Annotated in this window: 14 protein-coding genes; 1 reads left to right on the top strand and 13 read right to left on the bottom strand. The window is 37.0% G+C overall.

The window, feature by feature from the left end; genetic code table 11:
• Positions 1-347: 347 nt before the first annotated feature.
• The 10 genes from AAEY57_RS16270 to AAEY57_RS16225 form a co-directional block, all read right to left on the bottom strand.
• Positions 348-2,543, bottom strand: a complete 2,196-nt coding sequence (locus AAEY57_RS16270) for a DEAD/DEAH box helicase (RefSeq protein WP_350608259.1) — start codon at positions 2,541-2,543, stop codon at positions 348-350.
• The gene (locus AAEY57_RS16265) at positions 2,540-3,859 is read right to left on the bottom strand and encodes an ATP-binding protein (protein WP_251604160.1); all 1,320 of its coding nucleotides are present in this window, start codon (positions 3,857-3,859) and stop codon (positions 2,540-2,542) included. The genes AAEY57_RS16270 and AAEY57_RS16265 overlap by 4 nt, the downstream gene beginning before the upstream one ends.
• 4 nt (positions 3,860-3,863) lie before the next feature.
• Positions 3,864-6,125, bottom strand: coding sequence for a tellurite resistance TerB family protein (locus AAEY57_RS16260; protein WP_350608258.1), 2,262 nt, complete (start codon positions 6,123-6,125; stop codon positions 3,864-3,866).
• A gap of 84 nt (positions 6,126-6,209) precedes the next feature.
• On the bottom strand, positions 6,210-6,386 hold the full coding sequence (locus AAEY57_RS16255) for a hypothetical protein (RefSeq protein ID WP_251604165.1): 177 nt from the start codon (positions 6,384-6,386) through the stop codon (positions 6,210-6,212).
• 1 nt (position 6,387) lies between these two features.
• Entirely contained in the window at positions 6,388-7,836 is a 1,449-nt protein-coding gene (locus tag AAEY57_RS16250; protein ID WP_350608257.1) for a TnsD family Tn7-like transposition protein, read from the bottom strand.
• Entirely contained in the window at positions 7,833-8,795 is a 963-nt protein-coding gene (locus AAEY57_RS16245; protein WP_350608256.1) for a TniQ family protein, read from the bottom strand. The genes AAEY57_RS16250 and AAEY57_RS16245 overlap by 4 nt, the downstream gene beginning before the upstream one ends.
• A complete protein-coding gene (locus AAEY57_RS16240) occupies positions 8,788-10,239 on the bottom strand; it encodes an ATP-binding protein (protein ID WP_350608255.1) in 1,452 nt (483 codons plus the stop codon). The genes AAEY57_RS16245 and AAEY57_RS16240 overlap by 8 nt, the downstream gene beginning before the upstream one ends.
• Positions 10,229-12,412, bottom strand: a complete 2,184-nt coding sequence (locus AAEY57_RS16235) for a TnsB C-terminal domain-containing protein (protein ID WP_350608254.1) — start codon at positions 12,410-12,412, stop codon at positions 10,229-10,231. The genes AAEY57_RS16240 and AAEY57_RS16235 overlap by 11 nt, the downstream gene beginning before the upstream one ends.
• On the bottom strand, positions 12,409-13,233 hold the full coding sequence (locus AAEY57_RS16230) for a TnsA endonuclease N-terminal domain-containing protein (RefSeq protein WP_350608253.1): 825 nt from the start codon (positions 13,231-13,233) through the stop codon (positions 12,409-12,411). The genes AAEY57_RS16235 and AAEY57_RS16230 overlap by 4 nt, the downstream gene beginning before the upstream one ends.
• A complete protein-coding gene (locus AAEY57_RS16225; RefSeq protein WP_332393992.1) occupies positions 13,234-13,638 on the bottom strand; it encodes a hypothetical protein in 405 nt (134 codons plus the stop codon).
• A gap of 414 nt (positions 13,639-14,052) precedes the next feature.
• Between AAEY57_RS16225 and AAEY57_RS16220 the strand changes: the two genes are divergently transcribed.
• A complete protein-coding gene (locus AAEY57_RS16220) occupies positions 14,053-14,394 on the top strand; it encodes a DUF6957 family protein (protein ID WP_350608252.1) in 342 nt (113 codons plus the stop codon).
• A 162-nt stretch (positions 14,395-14,556) separates the two neighbouring features.
• Here AAEY57_RS16220 and AAEY57_RS16215 read toward each other — a convergent pair whose 3' ends face one another.
• From AAEY57_RS16215 to AAEY57_RS16205, 3 genes are read right to left on the bottom strand one after another with little or no spacing between them, the layout of a single operon-like run.
• Positions 14,557-16,494: an AAA family ATPase gene (locus AAEY57_RS16215; protein WP_350608251.1), complete on the bottom strand. Its 1,938-nt coding sequence runs from the start codon at positions 16,492-16,494 to the stop codon at positions 14,557-14,559.
• Complete coding sequence (locus AAEY57_RS16210; RefSeq protein WP_350608250.1) at positions 16,482-17,009, bottom strand: hypothetical protein; 528 nt, start codon at positions 17,007-17,009, stop codon at positions 16,482-16,484. The genes AAEY57_RS16215 and AAEY57_RS16210 overlap by 13 nt, the downstream gene beginning before the upstream one ends.
• Positions 17,010-17,018: 9 nt before the next feature.
• Positions 17,019-17,900, bottom strand: a complete 882-nt coding sequence (locus tag AAEY57_RS16205; RefSeq protein ID WP_350608249.1) for a hypothetical protein — start codon at positions 17,898-17,900, stop codon at positions 17,019-17,021.
• Positions 17,901-18,209: the final 309 nt, after the last annotated feature.

Here is an 18,209-nt window from a genome sequence, read left to right as displayed (position 1 = left end):
GCTCCGAATTTATCATTGAGCAGGTATTTTTAGATAATCAGAACATCGATGCTAGGTGTGGTTCGCTAGACGCTTACTTTAAACCAAGTATCAGCAGCTGTATGGATATAGTTAGGCGTAGTTTTCGGCTGCCTAGGCCTATTTAAATTTTCATTTTGATAAATACCATCTTCAAAAAAATGGCTTGTACCTCTGTATAAATAGTTCATTTTTCCCTGTTCTAAGTAATTTTAGAATCCACTTAAATAATATATTTATCTTCTACTTCCCGTAGCTCCATTCGCTAAGAAGCTACTGTCACATTGGGTCTAGAAATCACTTAGCATTATTTACTTCTTCGATAGTCTTCAACAATTATTAATCAACCAGCTTTTCGTATCAGCTATATCAAATGCTCTACTACCGTAGCCAATGTTCAATAAGTCATTTGGTAAAAACTCATCAAACTTTTCGATATTTTTTTCTACAACTGAAGCTGCTAAATCAGACTCACTAGGTAATGCCTTAGCATTTAACATGGACAAAAATTGTTTTACCTCTTCCGCATTAGACTTTTCAACTTCAATCACTCCGCCAAATGCACCTACTTCAAAACCATGTTTGTTCAACAGCGCCACCAAAGTATTAATTACTTTGTCGCCCATCCAAGTAAAAATGCATGTGGTTTTACCATGCTGTAAAACACAAATTTCAGCTAAATTAGTTTGCTGGAAATAGTCAACCGCCTCGTCGAAAAGAACTTTAGCCTGAGGATCTATAAAATCGACTTTATGTTCACCAACTGAAATTCTATAATCTCCTTCAGTGAGGATTTGCAACATTTCTTGTCGTACACGGTTATGAATAGACATGCCTTCCCCGCCAAACTTGGGTGGTTTTCCGCCTTTGGTTTTCTCAACATGAATTGTTTTCTTTTCGGTATCGACATCTGCAACTTTCCACCTACGCCCGCTAAATACAATATGTTGACCTTCCAATACCAAAGAGTCTATTGGCAATGTTCCTAAAGTTTTGTTGCCGACTATAATTCGATATTCTTCTGGCGTTTTAAATACGGCATAGAACGAATAATGATCTACTAAGCGTTCACCTTTAATCCCCAATACAAGTTCACCGCTAGAGATTTGTGTTAATAATTCTTGGCTTCCCATATGTTGTAACAAAGATTTGAAATGCGAAATTGTTGTATGTTGAAATGGACCATTCTTACAAAGGAGTTCAAATAGTTGATCTGCCCTGACTCCTCCCCATTGGGCTACTAAAGCTAGTACTTGATGAAGCAAAGTAGAAAAGTGCATTAATTGATTGTCAGCAGGTTCAAACCACTTGCTACTTATCAATAATCTAATCATTGCTAATGACTGAATTAGCTCTAATCGCAGGCAATCAACAATATTAGAGTTTTCATTTAATTCATTTTCAGCAATCAACATACGCAGAACTGCGGGAGAACCCCGTCTACCTGAACGACCCATTCTCTGTCTTAAACTTGACACTGAATGAGGTGCTATAACCTGAACAACTGAGTTCACCTTTCCTATATCAATACCCAATTCAAGTGTCATTGTACAAATCGCGGTAGTTGGAAGCGTTTCTTTTTGAAGGCGAGCTTCTAGCTCTTCCCTACTTTCTTTAGCCAGTGACCCGTGATGAGGAAAAAATTCATTAGGTACTAGTTGTTGTTCACAAAAATCACTAAGCTGCACCGCGATGCTTTCTGTTCGCTTTCTGCTATTGGCGAATACTAAATGCGAGTCTCCCCGACACAGTTTAAATAGCTTTTGGCAGATTTGGTATTCTGCTGAATAACACTGGTCATCTTCTTCAGTAGTTATTGACTCTATATAGCCGTGAACTTTAATGCTTAGTTGAGATTTATGCTTTTCATCTGTAATCAATTCACAAGGCAACGCTCCATTAGGGCGAAGCAAGGGAGGGACTTTTTCCAACGCCCCTAAAGTAGCACTAAGTGCCACTCTTGGCACCGGATTACTATATCTTCCCAATAAGTGCTCTACTCTATTTAAGAGAGATAACAACTGATGACCCCTTTCAGAGCCGATAAAAGCATGAAATTCGTCAATGACAATATATTTTAAACTACTAAAAGCACTCTTTACCCACTTAGGGTCTCTAATTAATAAAGATTCTAAAGACTCTGGTGTTATTAATAAAACGCCTCTAGGGTTCTTTTTAGCTTTATTTTTCAGGGATTGTGAGCTATCCCCATGCCAAGGAACTACTGGCATATCTAGTAAATCGCAAAGACTTTCAAGTCGCCTATATTGATCGTTAATTAGCGCTTTTAAAGGACTGATATACAAAATGCCGAAACCATCGATGTCATCAGCGATTGCGCTGCAAGCAGGTAAAAAGAATGCTTCTGTTTTACCTGCCGCTGTAGAAGCGCTGATCAGAACATCAGATTTACCTGCGAGAATTGGCGATACAGCCTTCTTTTGAATTTCTCTTAAATCCGACCAACCTTGTTTGAAAAGCCACTTCTGTACTCTGTGATCAAGTAATTTGTATGCTTCAATCATAAAGAAAAGTTAGCCAAGTCATCTGATTTTGCATCGCTCTCATCATGAAATTCAATATCTAGATCGCTTGGTTTTTCTTCCTCGACGGTTAACTTCTTAACTAAATCAGACCACTGTATATTTGGATTTTGATCCATTACTGCTAGCATATCTAAAAACGCTTTAATGGTATTTCTTGGAGTTCTAAAATAAGCATCACCAATTGTCTGACTGCAATGATGCAAGAATGATTTCAACGCATCATCAGGAACAAGGTACTTTTCAACCTCTCCACTTGCATATACGTGGCGCAAATTCTTAAGGAGAATATACAGCTCTTCTGGCGTTAAGCTTGCTAAATGAAGTGCGGGAGAGGAGTAGTCAATAACACCAGCTTTTTGAGCAAAAGTGTTTTCAGCTAAACGAGATTGCAGAGCCTCATAACTGTATAATCCCTTTCTAGGGTCTAATAAAAATTCAGGTGTCCCGCCCAACAAGAAACCCAAATGCTCAGCACTTCCTTGCAGGCAGTCGTTCAGGATTCTTAATATTTGTTCATAATTTGATGTTCGAGCTTGTGTGCTATTCAACTTATACAAGTTAACCATTTCATCTAGGTTAACGAGTAATCCTTCATAACCTGCTTGACGCACAAATAGACTCATAAGTTTTAGTGAGTCATAAAAAGTTGCATCTGAAATAATCGTCCTAACATCTAAATCCTTTCTAGCATCAGTTTTTGTGGAGTACTCGGCTCTTAGCCATCGAATTGCATTCGCTTTGAGCTGCTCGTCGTCATACTCATGACCTCTCCAGTATGCTTCTATCACTTTGGCGAAATCGTAACCTCCTACTAGCTCAGACAGCAATGCCAATCTACTATGGATTACATTTGAAACTTTATCTTGTTTAGCATCAGCTTCTTTTACCGCCTCTGTAATAAACTTTTCAACAACGCTAGTAAGTGCATTTCCATCTGGCTTGTTGCGAGTTGAAAGGTTACGCATTAATTCAGAATATAAATTTCTAGCTTGCCCTGCTGATGCATGGATTCGTCTGTCGGGAGATAAGTCAGCATTTACAGTTACTAACTTTTTCTCAAGTGCAATTGAACGTACAACACTTAAAAAGAACGTTTTACCTGAACCATATTCGCCTATAATTAATCTAAAAGCAGAGCCTCCATCACAAATCTTTTCGATGTCACTGTAAAGGGCTTCTAACTCTTTTGAGCGACCTACTTGAATATGCTGAATGCCAATTTTAGGAGTGACGCCAGATTTCAATGATTGAATGATTGCATCTCGCTCTTTTGATCTAATACGCTTTGAAACCATATTATTATCCCTTTAATTCTTCGACTATTTCTAAGTCTACATATATGTCATCGTCATCATCTAATACAGGGGCTTCAACTGCCTCATATGACCAATCATTAATCGTCTCTATAGCCCCATCAAGCATAAGCTCAAGCTTACGACATAACTCAATAACATCATTTCTAGCCCATACATCTTTTGTTGCAAGTTCTTGGTAGAGATTTTCATGCTTATTATCAAGTCCTGTTTTAGATTGAGCTTGAACAGGTTCTACGACACTATTCTCTTCAACTAAAGGGTCATCCTCGACAAATATTGCACTTAACATACTTTGTACATCACTAGTTTCAGATTCATGTAAAGCAAGTAGCTCTTCATCAAGAGCAAAAGATTCAACGTGGCTTTGTGTTGATTCTTTTTGAGTTGAAACTAGAGATTTCCTTGACGAAATATTATGAATATCACTCGTAACAAGTGATTTATCTAGACCCAATGCAGCGTAGAGTTTTTCCAGTTGTTTGATCTCGGTAGGATCAATTTTTCCATCTGCCAAAGCGACAGTAACCAAAATATGGCTGACTAAAGATTTAGCTTTTTCATCCAACTTCTCCAGTCTAGTTTTCAATCCGTTCATATTCGCTGGAGCATTTAGTCGCCAAGTAACATAGGCTTTGAGTGACTTTTTCTCAGTTGGCGAAAGTTTTGAATCGTGTTCTATGAGGCGGTGCAACACTGTTAATTCATGTTCATCCACATGAGAATCGATTGTCGCGACCATAGCTCCTAGTCTAAGAGCCATCGCTACTTCGTTAAAAGACTTGGATGGCTCAAAGTAGTCTCCATGCCCTTCACTAAATAAAACCAAATTTCCATCAAGTGTGGGTTTAGCGTGGTGATAACGAGGATCAGGAGCAAAGCCAAATCCTGACTTACTGGCAAGGTTTTGGATTAATTCCATTTCTTTTTTGTTCAACTTTTCAGGAAGACTTTCACCTGTCATCTTCCAGAAGTCACTCAACGATACCAAGCCAGAATTATGCTGAATTGCATCGTTTGCCCAAGTTTTAAAACTAGCTAATGCTGACGAAGAACTGCTACTAATTAATTGGTCTGGCAATAAAAGTAATGCTGCTATGTCATTTCTTGATGTATCCTTTTTCCCAAGGTAACGGCTGTATTGTTCTAGTTCTTCTGTACACACATCTGCGATGGCTATCAATTTATTGGTTGGGCCTTTCAACATGCTTGGATCGGGGAGGTCGTCTTGATTAATTTGCACACTACTTAACGTGCTACTGGCAGGCCAATAACTGATATTTAGCTTTGTTTTGTTGGGCTTGACAACAAAGCCGTTTCCATATTTTTCCGCATATCTAGTTTTAAATAGAGCTGCAAATTCTTTTGCGCATCTTCTCGCAGGAGTTCTAAACCTATATTCTGGATAAAATTTAATCCAAGACAAGGCCAGTTGTGGGGAAATTGGTTGTCCTGATGCCACAACTTTAGATAATTCAAATTTAAACAATAGTGAATCATTTGCGAAGGAAAAACTTTCAGCATCAATCTTGCAAACATCAGGGCGTTGTAGACACATGAACTCAATTAAACGAGTTGCATAATTGAAAAATGATCGACTCTCTCCGTAAACCTCTTTCAAACGACTCACTTCTTCAAACAGTCCTAAATATTCGCTATCTAAAACCTGCTTACTATTTGCATCGTGAATGACTCGACGTTCAATACCATAAAAATAAATAAAAACATAACCAATAGGAGCATCGGGGTGATTTCTATCACTAGCTAACCAATTTAAGTAAGCCCCTCTTGCTTTCGGTGATAAGGAAATAAATTTAGGCCAATAAGCCAAACTTTGATCTGTATAAGAGAAATCTGCTGGAGTAATTTTAAGAGAGTCATCTATTAGTGATGCTTCAGTTTCCTGATTGCTAAAATAGCTTCGCTTATTATCAAGAGCTTTTAATGTACCGCCATAGTAAAAGTTGCCGCGTAACTGAACCCCGTTAAGATTGATAGATTCATTGCCGGTAATCCATTTTCCGGGGGTTCTATTTTTACTCTTTTCTTCTTCATGGCCGTAAGAAATCGTGAAAGTAACTAGTTCATCTTCGCCTTCTTCATCATCAAAATGGCGATTAGAATTACTGGTATGAACTACTTTTGGGTTTCTATTGGTTACTTTAACTTCATGTTTAGGTTTTGGCTTTGTACTGCCAAATACTTTGTATAGAACATAACAAACAGCGATAAATATGAGTAATTCCATGCAAATCCCTTTATTATTATCGTTTTAATAGAGAAAACAGATTACCACTTATATATCTGCTTTCCAATCAACTACCAATTTACTTCATTCCTTTAATCTAGCTTCGTGAGGTACTTGCATTTGCTTCATTTTCTCTCGCACTGCCACTCGCTCTTCTTTACTTTTGTAATCTCCTCTTAAAAAGGGAAAGCTAGGACCATTGTCAATGGTTAACTCTTTAGGAATGCCTTTAACATTAAATTCGCTTTTTTCATCAGTCATTTTATTTCTCCGGTTTTTTGTATTGCTTGCGGGTTGGTAGATGTCGATACAGCCAGTTTTTGTCATGCTTAAAAAGCCACATGTAACTGGCGTTAAATTTGTTCTTGAGTTGATTGCGGGTGTATCTAGGAAACTTCTTCATTGCTAGGGACAACGATTTACGGTGATGTACTAGCTTTGCTCTAAAACGAAAGTGCTTACGCTGTTCAACAAGTTCTGGGTGTTGAGTTAACACTTGTTCAATAGCGCCTGTACTTAAGTTAAGTCCTTTTGCAATATCCTTTGTTGGGGTGCCCATCATCAGTTTGCGCAATATTGCTCTCCGGTCATTTTCAAAAATTTTAGATGCGCGGCTTTTCACCTTTCCTCCACCAGCAACAACCTTTGATTTTACCGCTGTCACACTAAGTTTTACTTGCTTGGCAATATTACGAAGGCTTTTACCTTGGCTAAACAAGCTCAAAATCAACTTACTTTTTAAGGTATCGTTTTTGTGATCTCGAATTGAAGCATTGGAGTTAAAGTGTGACTCTAAATCTTTGTTGGCGCTGTGATACTTTGATAGAAATGACTCAGGTGTAGAAAATAGATACGCCATCAAAGCCAGATGTTTTGCTGGGTGAAAATGGCAATCATGGTAGTTATAAAAAAGCTGGCATGGATAAGGGTATGTTTTATTGGTTGAGAATAACGCTTGCCATGCAGCATGGTTCAATTCTGCGGCATAATACCCCTGCAAATCTTCCCTTAAACACTTCTGCCTAATCCTAAGGCTTTTGCAAGCAAACTCTTTATTAAAAAGCTCAATGCGATAACAGTTTGTGAGCTGTTCATAATCAAACATATCAATGTCTGTTTGTAGAAGCGCCCAAAGGCTAAAACTTGAAAAATGATTGTGAAGCAACCCGTCTTGGTGACCTATCTCATTGTGGCGTTGAGGTGGTAACGCCACTTCTCTTCGCGTGACCTTTACTTCCAGCAACTGTTGAGCATGTGCTGGGCAGGTTATCAATCCATGTAGTTGATGTGTTCGATGCCAATATGCCACACCATATTGCTCCAAATCGTCATTCACACACTCAGGGCAATAGTACAGGCTCCCACTCTCTTTCACCCGGTTTGATGTTATTCCCAACCACTTTTGTACGAACTCAACATCACCAGTTAGCAATGCCTGTTTTACCAGCTCGTATTTGCTTTGACCTAGATATGGCTTGAAGTAGTTTAGACATGTATGGTTGTCTAATAGCTCAACTGGGTGTATGCCAAAGTTGTCAGAAATCCACGGTATTAAACTAGGAAAATTAGTGTTTAACTGTAAGTTATGATTCCCCCACAAAGATTGCTGCGCTACTCGGCATGAAGGAAACCCTGACGCCATAACTTGTCGTGACAAGAAACTGCATAATGTTTCGTCAGGGAAAATCTGCTCCCATGCAAAGGCAGTCATAGCAAAGCCTGTGATATTTCCTCTTTACTACAGAAAGCTGTCAACGCAGCTAAATAGCAAATAGGATGGTAATTTCCGTCTCGATACATCAAGTGAATGAGATTTAACGAGTATGGATTTGGCGGTCTCCCACCTTGATGATCCACAAGGCAAAAATATGGTTTGTACGCACCTTTATCTACCCAATGATTTAAATAGTCCTGCGCTTGTCTAAGCTGAGTTCTATCAACCTTTGTAAGACTACTTTCAGTCATTGGGCAATTTAATGCATAGCGAAGAATAGAGGCAACAGTTGCACGACAGCCTAACCGTTTTGAATCCAGTAGTTTTTTTGAAAAACATTCGAGCCAATGTTGTTCATCGCTTAATGAAGTACGAGATGGTTCGATTCTCATACTACAGCGGGGGCAGGCATTACCTTTTGGTGACAGTTGGATTTTGACTAGACTGGCAGTGAAATAGCCACAATGAGCGCACAATCCCGATAAAGGAAAATTATGTTTGGCACACATCAACATAGACGGAATTTGATGCTGTGTATGCCAGTACCGAAATCCTTGTGTGTCATAATCGTCTTCGACACACATTTCACACCAGCGCCAATATTTAGAATGCGTTATGTTTGTAGTGCCGTTAAAACTTAAAGCTTGGTCTAGTTTTCTATTTTCGATGTTATTACATTGTTCTGTAAATAAAAATTTAGCGTCAAAATAGTATGGGGTGTGCCACGTTAATAGCTCTTTACGATCAAGAATGCCTCCATAAAATGACCATAGCTTGTCAAATTCTGGTCTCCATGCTGCTTTTAGATTGATCTGCCTGCTGCCACCAAAAACATTTCGAATCGTTAATTGCATATCCTGTGAGGATAAAATCATATAATGATATCGAGCAAGAATACTAAATATATGTTCTCCGGGTGCAGGGAGAGGGAAAAAGGATAACATTTCATTAGTCATTTAAAAGATCTCCCCCAATGTTTATGTCATCATCTTCATCAATATCTATACTTTGCTCAGTACCTTTTATTGATGGGGCACGTACAGGCTTTTTATCCGAAACTTCATTAGCTTGGCTTGAGGGATGTTCTTGATCATCATTGTAATCTGGTCGCCCATTGGCTTTCGTGGGTATTGAGTTTTCAAATGCAACTAGATTTTTTTTGCGTAAGTGCTTTAATGCTGGTCCCCAGCGATGAAACTGTCTTTTGAATATATCATCCAATACGGCTCTATCATCTATGCGTTCAACATTATGCTTGTCATTGGCTGCACGAATTATCATTTTCTTTATGTGGAGCCGCGCAAGACGCGTGATTATCGATTGCAAACCACCAGTTAAGTAATGAAAATACGCTTTAAACTCGTCACTAGGCTTTATGCCATTTATACATATACTTGTTTGATAAAATGCCTCAAAGAGTTTATCGAATTCCTTGCTTCCCATCCTATATGGGGAAAAGTGATCCTCTCGCTCACTAATCATTCTTCTAAGCGTTTGTATTTTTGGCATTTCATTTGGCTCATCTTCAATCGGATCAAAAAGCACAGTCCCCTCTGGGGTACAACTCAAAAATACTGGGATTCCCAATTTATTAAACAAACTTTCAATAATCTGTAAGTTAGGAGAATTCGACGATTTAATAAATTTTAAGAAAAACTGAAGCTCATCGAAATGAATAAGACCGATATGGTATTTCGTTGCAAGTTGTTGCATTACGCCATAAAGATGTTCAACGCCAATGCGATCTCTATTTTGATATTTGGGAGCATATTTAGGCTCGCCCAACGCAGCATCTAAAGCTCTAAAAAAAGAAAGCGCTAACGCCTTTGGTGACGCTGTTGCCGGGCAATCAAAGCTCAACCAAACTATTTGGGGCTTCTTGAATGGCTTACCTTGATACTCTGTATGGTCAATGACCTGTGGGATCAACGATAATATATTGCGAATAGTTAATGTTTTTCCTACGCCAGAAGCTCCTGAAATAAGACTAGACTGAGCAGTTGTAATACCGGGAATATTTGATAAAACAGGCAAATAATCTTCCTCTTTCACTTTCTCTGCAATAGTCATTGTTAATCTATTTTGGTTAGCTGAAAAAGGATTTCTGTGCTTGTAGTTGCATAGTATTTGTTCAATAAATTCATAATATAAAAAGGGAGTTAAAGTTGAGTGAGGTACAAATATTTCAAGCAATTGACTCAATTGTGTTTTCTTGTAGATGTTATTCAATTGCCAAAAGTTAGGCTGCATTTCAGGTATATAGGTAAGCTGTTTTAATATCTCGCTTTCATCTTCAATAACTCGCAATGCTTCTGTTAGGGGGTTATTGTTTAGGGTTTTATCGTCATGTGTCAGATAATTAGCATCCACCCTTTTAGGTGCAAATTTCTCAAAACTCATAATCATCCTCGTCCATACTGTCATTTGCAATAAACTCAGTAATACCACCACTGAATTGCTCGGCTATCTGGATTGCAATATTTAATTTGTCTATCTCACCTTGTTCCGCCCTGCGCTCCTTTACACCTTTCTGTGGAGCCTTAGTCGTTGTTTTCAGTGCTTCTTCAATTTGCTTAAGATTTAAGTCTCTTAAATCATCAACTTCGGAGTCTTTTTTTAGTTTCTCAAGACGTTGCATTACTTTAAGACGGTTCCTTATTGACTTTTCTTGACTCTTACGATGCTCGACCACCTCCCAAGGTTGGTTGCTAAAGCGGTGGGGTTTATTAGTAGAAGACTTTAAGAAAAAAAGAACATATTCCCCATCTGTAGTTTGATAGATAATGAATGATGCAGACGCTAATGTTCGTCTAAACGTTGCTGGGAATGCGCCTTCAAGTTTGGCTTTGGTGTACCAATTCGCTTGTTTAGCATAGTCTGAGTGGTATGCTTCGCGCTTATAATAAACACCATCTCCTCGAACAGTGACTACTATCTCAGCCATAAACGGCCAAATATAATCAGACATTCGTTCTGGAACAGTTGGACGACCACCATTCATTTCTTCATCAATATTGGACTTCCAAATATCTAGCGGAGTGATCCCATGAAGCTCAGATGCCATGCGAAAGTCATGCAAGTGAAGTCTGTCAGCATTATTGTTGTGATATTTGATTTCTAAGATAATGGCGGCATATAAAGATTTGATATCCCATAGGGACTCATTGCTTGGGTGTATATCTTCGCGCTTGAAATCCTTTAGGTTTCCGGGTTCATGCTTAACAACTTCATTGGCAATTACGCCAAACTTACGTTCTACAATCCCTTTACAGTCGCCTCTGAAAACAGCAACATAATTAACGGTTTCAATGGCTGCAACGCTACTTTTTAAGACGCCCGACATATGACCTAAAGAATACTCAACTCCATTGTCAACGGTTAGCTCATAACAAATATGATGACATGGCCAATCTTCGTCCTTCAGTTCAATACTGTATCGTGCAGCAAACTCAACTTTATTTGAAAAGGCATTGATCATTGCTTCGCTTGCTCCGGTCCAATCAGGGCCGTGAAAGCCAATGTACATTCCCACCACGACAGTTGAGTAGACATCAATAACAAGATAAAGGACAGGCCGCCCCATAGAGAAACGCCCCGTAGTATCGTAGGGGTAACGAACGTAGATATCTAAAACGGTTGCATCTATTTCATATCGAAATGACGGGCCGATTACTCCGTCTCGTGAAATCCCCTGTCTATCAGCATAGTCTTTTTCGTATGTGACATGACCGTGCCAATTCTTAAGCTTGTCTTTCATCGAAAGTGATAAGTTGAAGTGGTAACTAAGTTGAGATTCAGAAAGTTGATCTTCTTCGTCTACCGTTGATACGTGTTTACGAGTTCCATAAGGTGTTTCAATATACTCGGTGATTTTTTCAAAGTATTTTCGGTAACCAATATCAAAATTGGCGGGTGTTAGTTTGATCTTCTCTTTTTTTAGTAATTTTATAGTGGTTAAAAAATTACGTTTGTCTTGCTTTGTAACTCCACGTGATTTTGAATCTGTTTTTGAATTGTCTGATTTTCCGCAACCTCGTTTAACATTTTCAGGACCGTGTTCTTCAGGCCAAAAATAGTTACTACCAACGTTCTTTAACCCCACAGGGAGTAAGGCATTTTTATTACAGCCCCATACAATATAACGATTGATGATATTGTAGTAAGCCCCAGCAGTTTTATATGGACCTGTTGAGTTGATCAACTCACGTATTTGAATGCCGATACCATCACCAAACAGATATAGCTCTATATTTGTCGTGCTAACTAAAGACTCAACGACTTCAAATCGGGCATCTCGTTTCTTTATCCAATGTTGCTTTTTTTCTCTTATTAGTCTGTCTTCTGAGTACCCCATTTCCACAGGTAATTTATAGTCTTCAACTTCATAACCATTTTGTTCTGCAAGCTTATAAAGGTCGTCAAATTTGTAAATTTTAGGCTTTCTCGCATTAGCACTTTCTTTAGCCCATGTCATATCTGCAACAGCAGCAAGTGAGTCTCTTGTATTGATTGCGCAAACTCGCAACGAGACATTTAAAGGTTTATTGAAGATATGCATGTTCACATGGATCATGGCAGTACCTTCAAAGGCTCACGCAGGAAAATACGCTGAGTTAAATCTAGCTTTAGTATGCGGTGAAGTGCAGCTTGCTTAAACACGGTTTGACTGCGTTTAAAGTCTAACGAAAGTTGGTTTCCAGCATTAATAATGTGGTCTACACAGTTAAGAAATTTATTTTCATACCAAGAGTCATAAAAGGCTTGGCTAAACTCTAGTTTTTCGCTGTCAGATACAATGGCATTAGCTTCAGTAGCAAACCAATCAAGGTTCCAACATATCAACTTCGTTGCTTCTCGCTCTGATATGAGAAAGAGTTTTATTCCTCTACGCTTCCAATAAATCTTCTCAATTTCAATTTTCTGCCATACTCGGTAATGCTTTTTTTTCAGCCTACCGTTTTCATCAATTGTCCAAAGCTGATTCCAATACTTAAAATTGTATGCCCGTTTTACTAGTTCTCCGCTATCAAAAATAACATGCTCAGTATAAAAATCAGTGGACATAACGTGTGCAGCTTTAGTTTTGTAATCTCCCGAATGCAAAAATCCAAGCTCATTCGCAATATCTAGTGTTTCGTTAAGATCCAACGGGACTTGCTCTTTGACTAACAAGGTATCTGGTCGCCAAACTAAAACTTTATAAGCTCGCTTTTCACCATCACTTAACAGGTGTATCTCACGTTTTTGCTTCGGGCATCTGTGCAAGTGACGACGACCAACCTTGTTAACATCTTTAACGGTTACCCAAGGATGGTGGTGCCCACGCTTTTCCAACTCAGCGTTCCACTTGTCGATACTTTTAACTATCTCTTCGGTGATAATTCGCTGTTGCATTTACTTCACCCAGCGATTACTGAACCCATGTCTTACCTGATAGATGCGTCCAGCAATAGTTATTTCATTAAAATCCTCCGGAATATGGCGGTCTAAAGTAGTGATGTAGGTGTTTCCATCCTCAGTTTTTTCTTCATAGAGAATGGTTAAGTTTAAATCTTTCAAAATCCCATATAGCGGAGTTGTTAATACCCTTGAAACGGAATTGTATGGCACCAAAATGCTATCGATTTGGTTTAAGGTGATAACACTTTGCATTTTATCAAACAGAGTGTCTTTCGAGATCATGTCAGTATCTAAGCACTGAGGTAACATTTTTACGTTAAGTTGAGAATGAGTGATAACGCTTCGGCATAATTGCTTAAGACTAGAAAAAGAATGTTCGCTTAGTTTGAGTGTATTCATGATTTCACCTTACGTTTTTAATCACTTAAAACAAATAGAACACACAAACACAAAAATCAAGAATACAAATGACATAACTCATTGTTTTTTAAAATAATTAATAAATGTTAAATTATATATTTATTTTAGTATTTATTATTTTACAACTCACTAACTTATTGTTTTAATAGGATTTAATTTACATATATTTTTATATAAATTATTTATTACAGGCAACTCAAAACAAAATAAGCTAGAAACCCACTCAGAAAAATTTTTATGATTTTTTTCGATTCGTGTTTGAAATTAAAAAGCAGAGCAAAGATATGAAATTATCTAAATGCAAATAATCCATATTACGTCCATGCTTTTGCCTATATTTTTAAAAAATACTGAGCTAGGATTTACGAAAACCAACACTAGAGCGAGCTTATTATGGCGACAACGACCGTTTACGATTGGATTATTGTTTCCGTGTATGACCGCTATGATAAAAATGACGATAATACGTTCGTGGGTAAAGTTTTATATGGCTTTGTACTAGATGACCAAACTTGTAGGTTTGCTCAACATGATTATGTCACCACCTCTCGGATCGAAAAGTGTGACTTAAAAAGAGGTATTGTTGAAACACACAGCGGCAGCGTCTATGTGCTTCAGGGTGCGGGAATAGATGCAACGATTGATTTTCGTGATTTTGAGTTGCTGCGAATGGGCTACAGCCCAACACAGATCGCTCAATTAAATTCTGCTGCATCCAACGGAATAATTCATTAAAACAGTAATGTTTGAAAATTGAGGTATTCCGCCCTCGAAGATCAATGAGTTCTAGTAATAGATTCATTATAAAGGATCATAGTATCGTGCCTGCATATAAATTAGTACGAACTACGATCCATCACCTTTCATGGCTTTATTGAAATTGTAATGTTAATTTTTTTAATGACTGACAGTTTTTAGTAATCTATTTTTCTTACTGAGAGTTAGTACAACATTATCACTAAGGTTTTCAGGGTATTTCTTAACACCAGTAGATAAAATGATCTGAAAATCGTCATTTCCATTTATCTCTGCAACGGTGCTTAACATCGTATTCAAATTATCAAGATCAATCCCATGAGTTTCAGGTGTATCAATCAAAAGAAAACGTGGAAATGGAATGTCCTTGTCTAAAGATAACTTTAACAGCGTCAAATAATAAAAAAATCTTTTAGGAACTCTTGCACTTGCTTCTTTATACTCACCATCATTAACCGAAGGAATATAGTTTCCAGAATCGATTTCCGCATTCCTACAACCTTCTAAGCAATTGACCATGTAATTATTATAAATCTCGTTGAACTCAGAGATTCGTTCCAATAATTCATTTGCAGCACTCGCTTGCATCTTTTGCTCATGTAATTTAGCTTTTTCTAAACTTGTTTTAGCTGTACTGACGTTACTTTGATGACGGGCAAGTTTAGTTTCTAATTTAAGTGCTTGTTTTAAATCGTTAACAGATGATTTCAAGTCAAAAATTTTGTCATCTAGTTCCTCTACAACATCTTGATTATTAATCACTTCTATGTTTTCGATTCGATGATATATTTTTTGTTCTAATTCTGAAATCGTATCTACTAATTCACTAATAGTGCTATTGTGATCAACTAAATCGTCATCAATATCGGACATCGCTAGTTTAATAGTTTCTATTGACTTTATTTTGGATGACAGCAGCTCGTAATATTCAGAAGGTTCGTAAAAATATCGTTGATATTGCCCTTCTTCTATATCGGAACCACAAATACATTTGTTTTTTGCCCTTTGGACTGTAGTCAAACAATACGGACAGGTATCGCTAGAGAACAAACTTAATTGCTTATGTGTGTGTAGAATTTTTTCTATTCTTGAAATGTCTTCTACTGTTTTGTCGTATACACTTTTAACATCTAACTTTTCTTTCAATAACTCTTTCTTGGCTCTTTCTTCCCGCTTTAATGATTGCTCTAAGCTAATTAATTTCCTTTTGTCTTTATCAATTAACTCCATACCTGAAGGGAGTACAACTTTTGAGCTGTAGTGCTCTAGTTTAAGTTTGTTGAGTCTTTCAATATCTTCTTGAGTATCCTCAATTTTCTTTCTTAAATGGTGTTCATTTATTACTTCTTTGAATCCATTTTGAGCCAAAATTTCAGAGACAATAGACTTATATTCGTTCAAAATTATGCGCTTAGAATCATAATCGCTTTGCTTGCTTTTAGTATCTCCAATAGCTGCATATAAGTCCCTTAAGTTCTTTCCAACTAATATCTCAAAAATAGCATTTCTAACTTGTACCGAGTCAGCTACAAAACTATTTTTATCGTTAGGCTTATAAATTCTTGTCCTATCTGGCTCTTGAGAGTGATAAATTAATCTAGCCAAATCATAAAACCCTAACTTAAATGACTTACCAGCGCTAAACAACTCCATCACTGGAATATCCAATTTATCCAGAAGCCAATCAGAAAAAATATAAGTTTCCGAGTTACTTCTGTTTACAGGTAAAGAAGCAGCCTTGGGATATTCTTCACCATTAATGGTGAATGCCTCGTCAGCTAAAATTTTGATTTTATTTTCTTTAAAATCACGCAGTAAGTTAAATTTCTGACCAGATAATTTAACGTCAAGTTCCACGTAATTATTGGTGTCATATACTATCTCTTTATGTTCTTCGTCACTACCTTCTATAAACTCATCAACTTTTCCACCTAAAGCGAAATAAATTAAATTAAGTAGAGTAGATTTTCCTGTTCCATTTGGACCTTCGATAACGCTAATTGCTCGGTCAAATTTTGGAGAAACATATCTATATTTATTACCAAAATAGCTTACTTGATTAATTCTTATTGAACCCATACACGAAGTCCCTTATTGGTGTATACCTTATCAACAAATGTCTTTAGCCCAACCACAGAGACTCTAGCCAAAGACTTTTTTAACCCATTAATATTGTTTAGTTCTTCTTCAAAAACTTTCTTATCAAAAAATTCTTTAGGGATGCTTTTTTTTAAAATCTTTACATTTAGCACCTCTGGCGATTTAGTTTTTATGAGTTCAATAAACCCCTTAATTTCAAGAGTTAACAATAGCTTATATACATCTTTTGCGTGAATTGTTCCATTAGTGTATGAGGCGTATAACAAATCCTTGTCTCGTACATTAGCAATATGCGATTCAGGATTTTCATTTAAAATGCTAATTATTGAGTTAGAAGAAATAATATGTATTAAATATGACAATTTTCGATGATCATTGAACAAACGGCTCTTCTTTGCCGAAAACTGATCCAAACAAAGAATTAACAAATAAGTCATGTAGTAGTAGTCTTCACCTAAAAGGTGACTAAGCTTTCTTACTTTTTTAGTATCCATCTTCAAAGCCTATACAATATCGTCAAAAGCTAAAAAACAATCGTCAAATAAAGATAAAACGATACCTTTTAGACTAGTACGATCATTGATGCGTATTTTGTACGTTTTTTTCCAGTCACTTATTTGTTTTTCAGTAATACTAACTATTTCCTCAACTATCTGATCTAGCTCTTCTTCCGAGTATTTCTTCGTATGATCCAGTGATAGCTGCTCTATAAATTCTTCACCGATTTCGAAAACTTTATATCTTAAAGATACATACTCTCTTCCAAATTCAGCACCAGTAATGCGCTTTGAATTTGTAGCCTGCCGACTTAATCGTTTTAAAGTTTTGTTGGTGATTACATCAGACACAGCTTTGTATTTATCTTTCAAATTCCGAAAATCTTCATTCTCTAAAGTGTCAAATGCTTTCCAAGCAGGGTCTATAGGTTTATCACCTTCAATATTACTGCCAACTTTTAAGAAAATATTTTCGATATCAGAGGGGTTAATAAAGCGACCCATTTTAGTTTTACTAAATTGCCTTTTTTCAAGAAGCCCTCTACAAGCCTGCAATATTAATTCTTCTTTTCCTTTATGATGTGTTATTGAATAATAACTTTGACATTCTTTAATTTTATCAACAGCTACGCTATCTAAATACTCATCAGATTCATCAAATACCCATTCTATTTGTGATAAAAATGACTGAAATCGCTCATCGCTCCATTTCGAGACTTTGGAATAAAAACCTGAGTATCCCTCAACATCACCATTTTCATCCAAAACCTTATATTGGTTACGGTATTCTTCTAGAAAAAGTGCTTTTGAAACTTTAATTTCTTCATCAGTCAAATCACCATCGTTAACTATGCTTTGTAAAATAGAAAATTCTTTTTCTTTTTTCACACTAGTTACATCAATACCAAATTCAGATAAAAACTCTTTTTTAATTTTTTCTTTTCCTATTTTAGCGCAACAATAAACGGAAAATTTGAGTGCTCTATCATCCTCTAGAAACTTTAAGTGCTGATCTACAAAAGCAACAAGTGTATTTTTGATCGCGTGGCTATTGAAGCTAATAGCTTTAGAATAAGACTTATTTTCCTCTAACCTATATTCCGCTCCATTAGAGGACTCATGAATCGCCCCGAGTTCATCGGAGACCAGTTTGTTTAAGTCAGGCCACTTTACCTGACTCGTTTAAATTATCATAGT

Origin of the sequence: Pseudoalteromonas sp. MER144-MNA-CIBAN-0113 (genome assembly GCF_040308965.1) — a bacterium.
Classification (GTDB): domain Bacteria; phylum Pseudomonadota; class Gammaproteobacteria; order Enterobacterales; family Alteromonadaceae; genus Pseudoalteromonas; species Pseudoalteromonas tetraodonis.
This window is presented reverse-complemented; position numbering and strand designations above follow the sequence as displayed.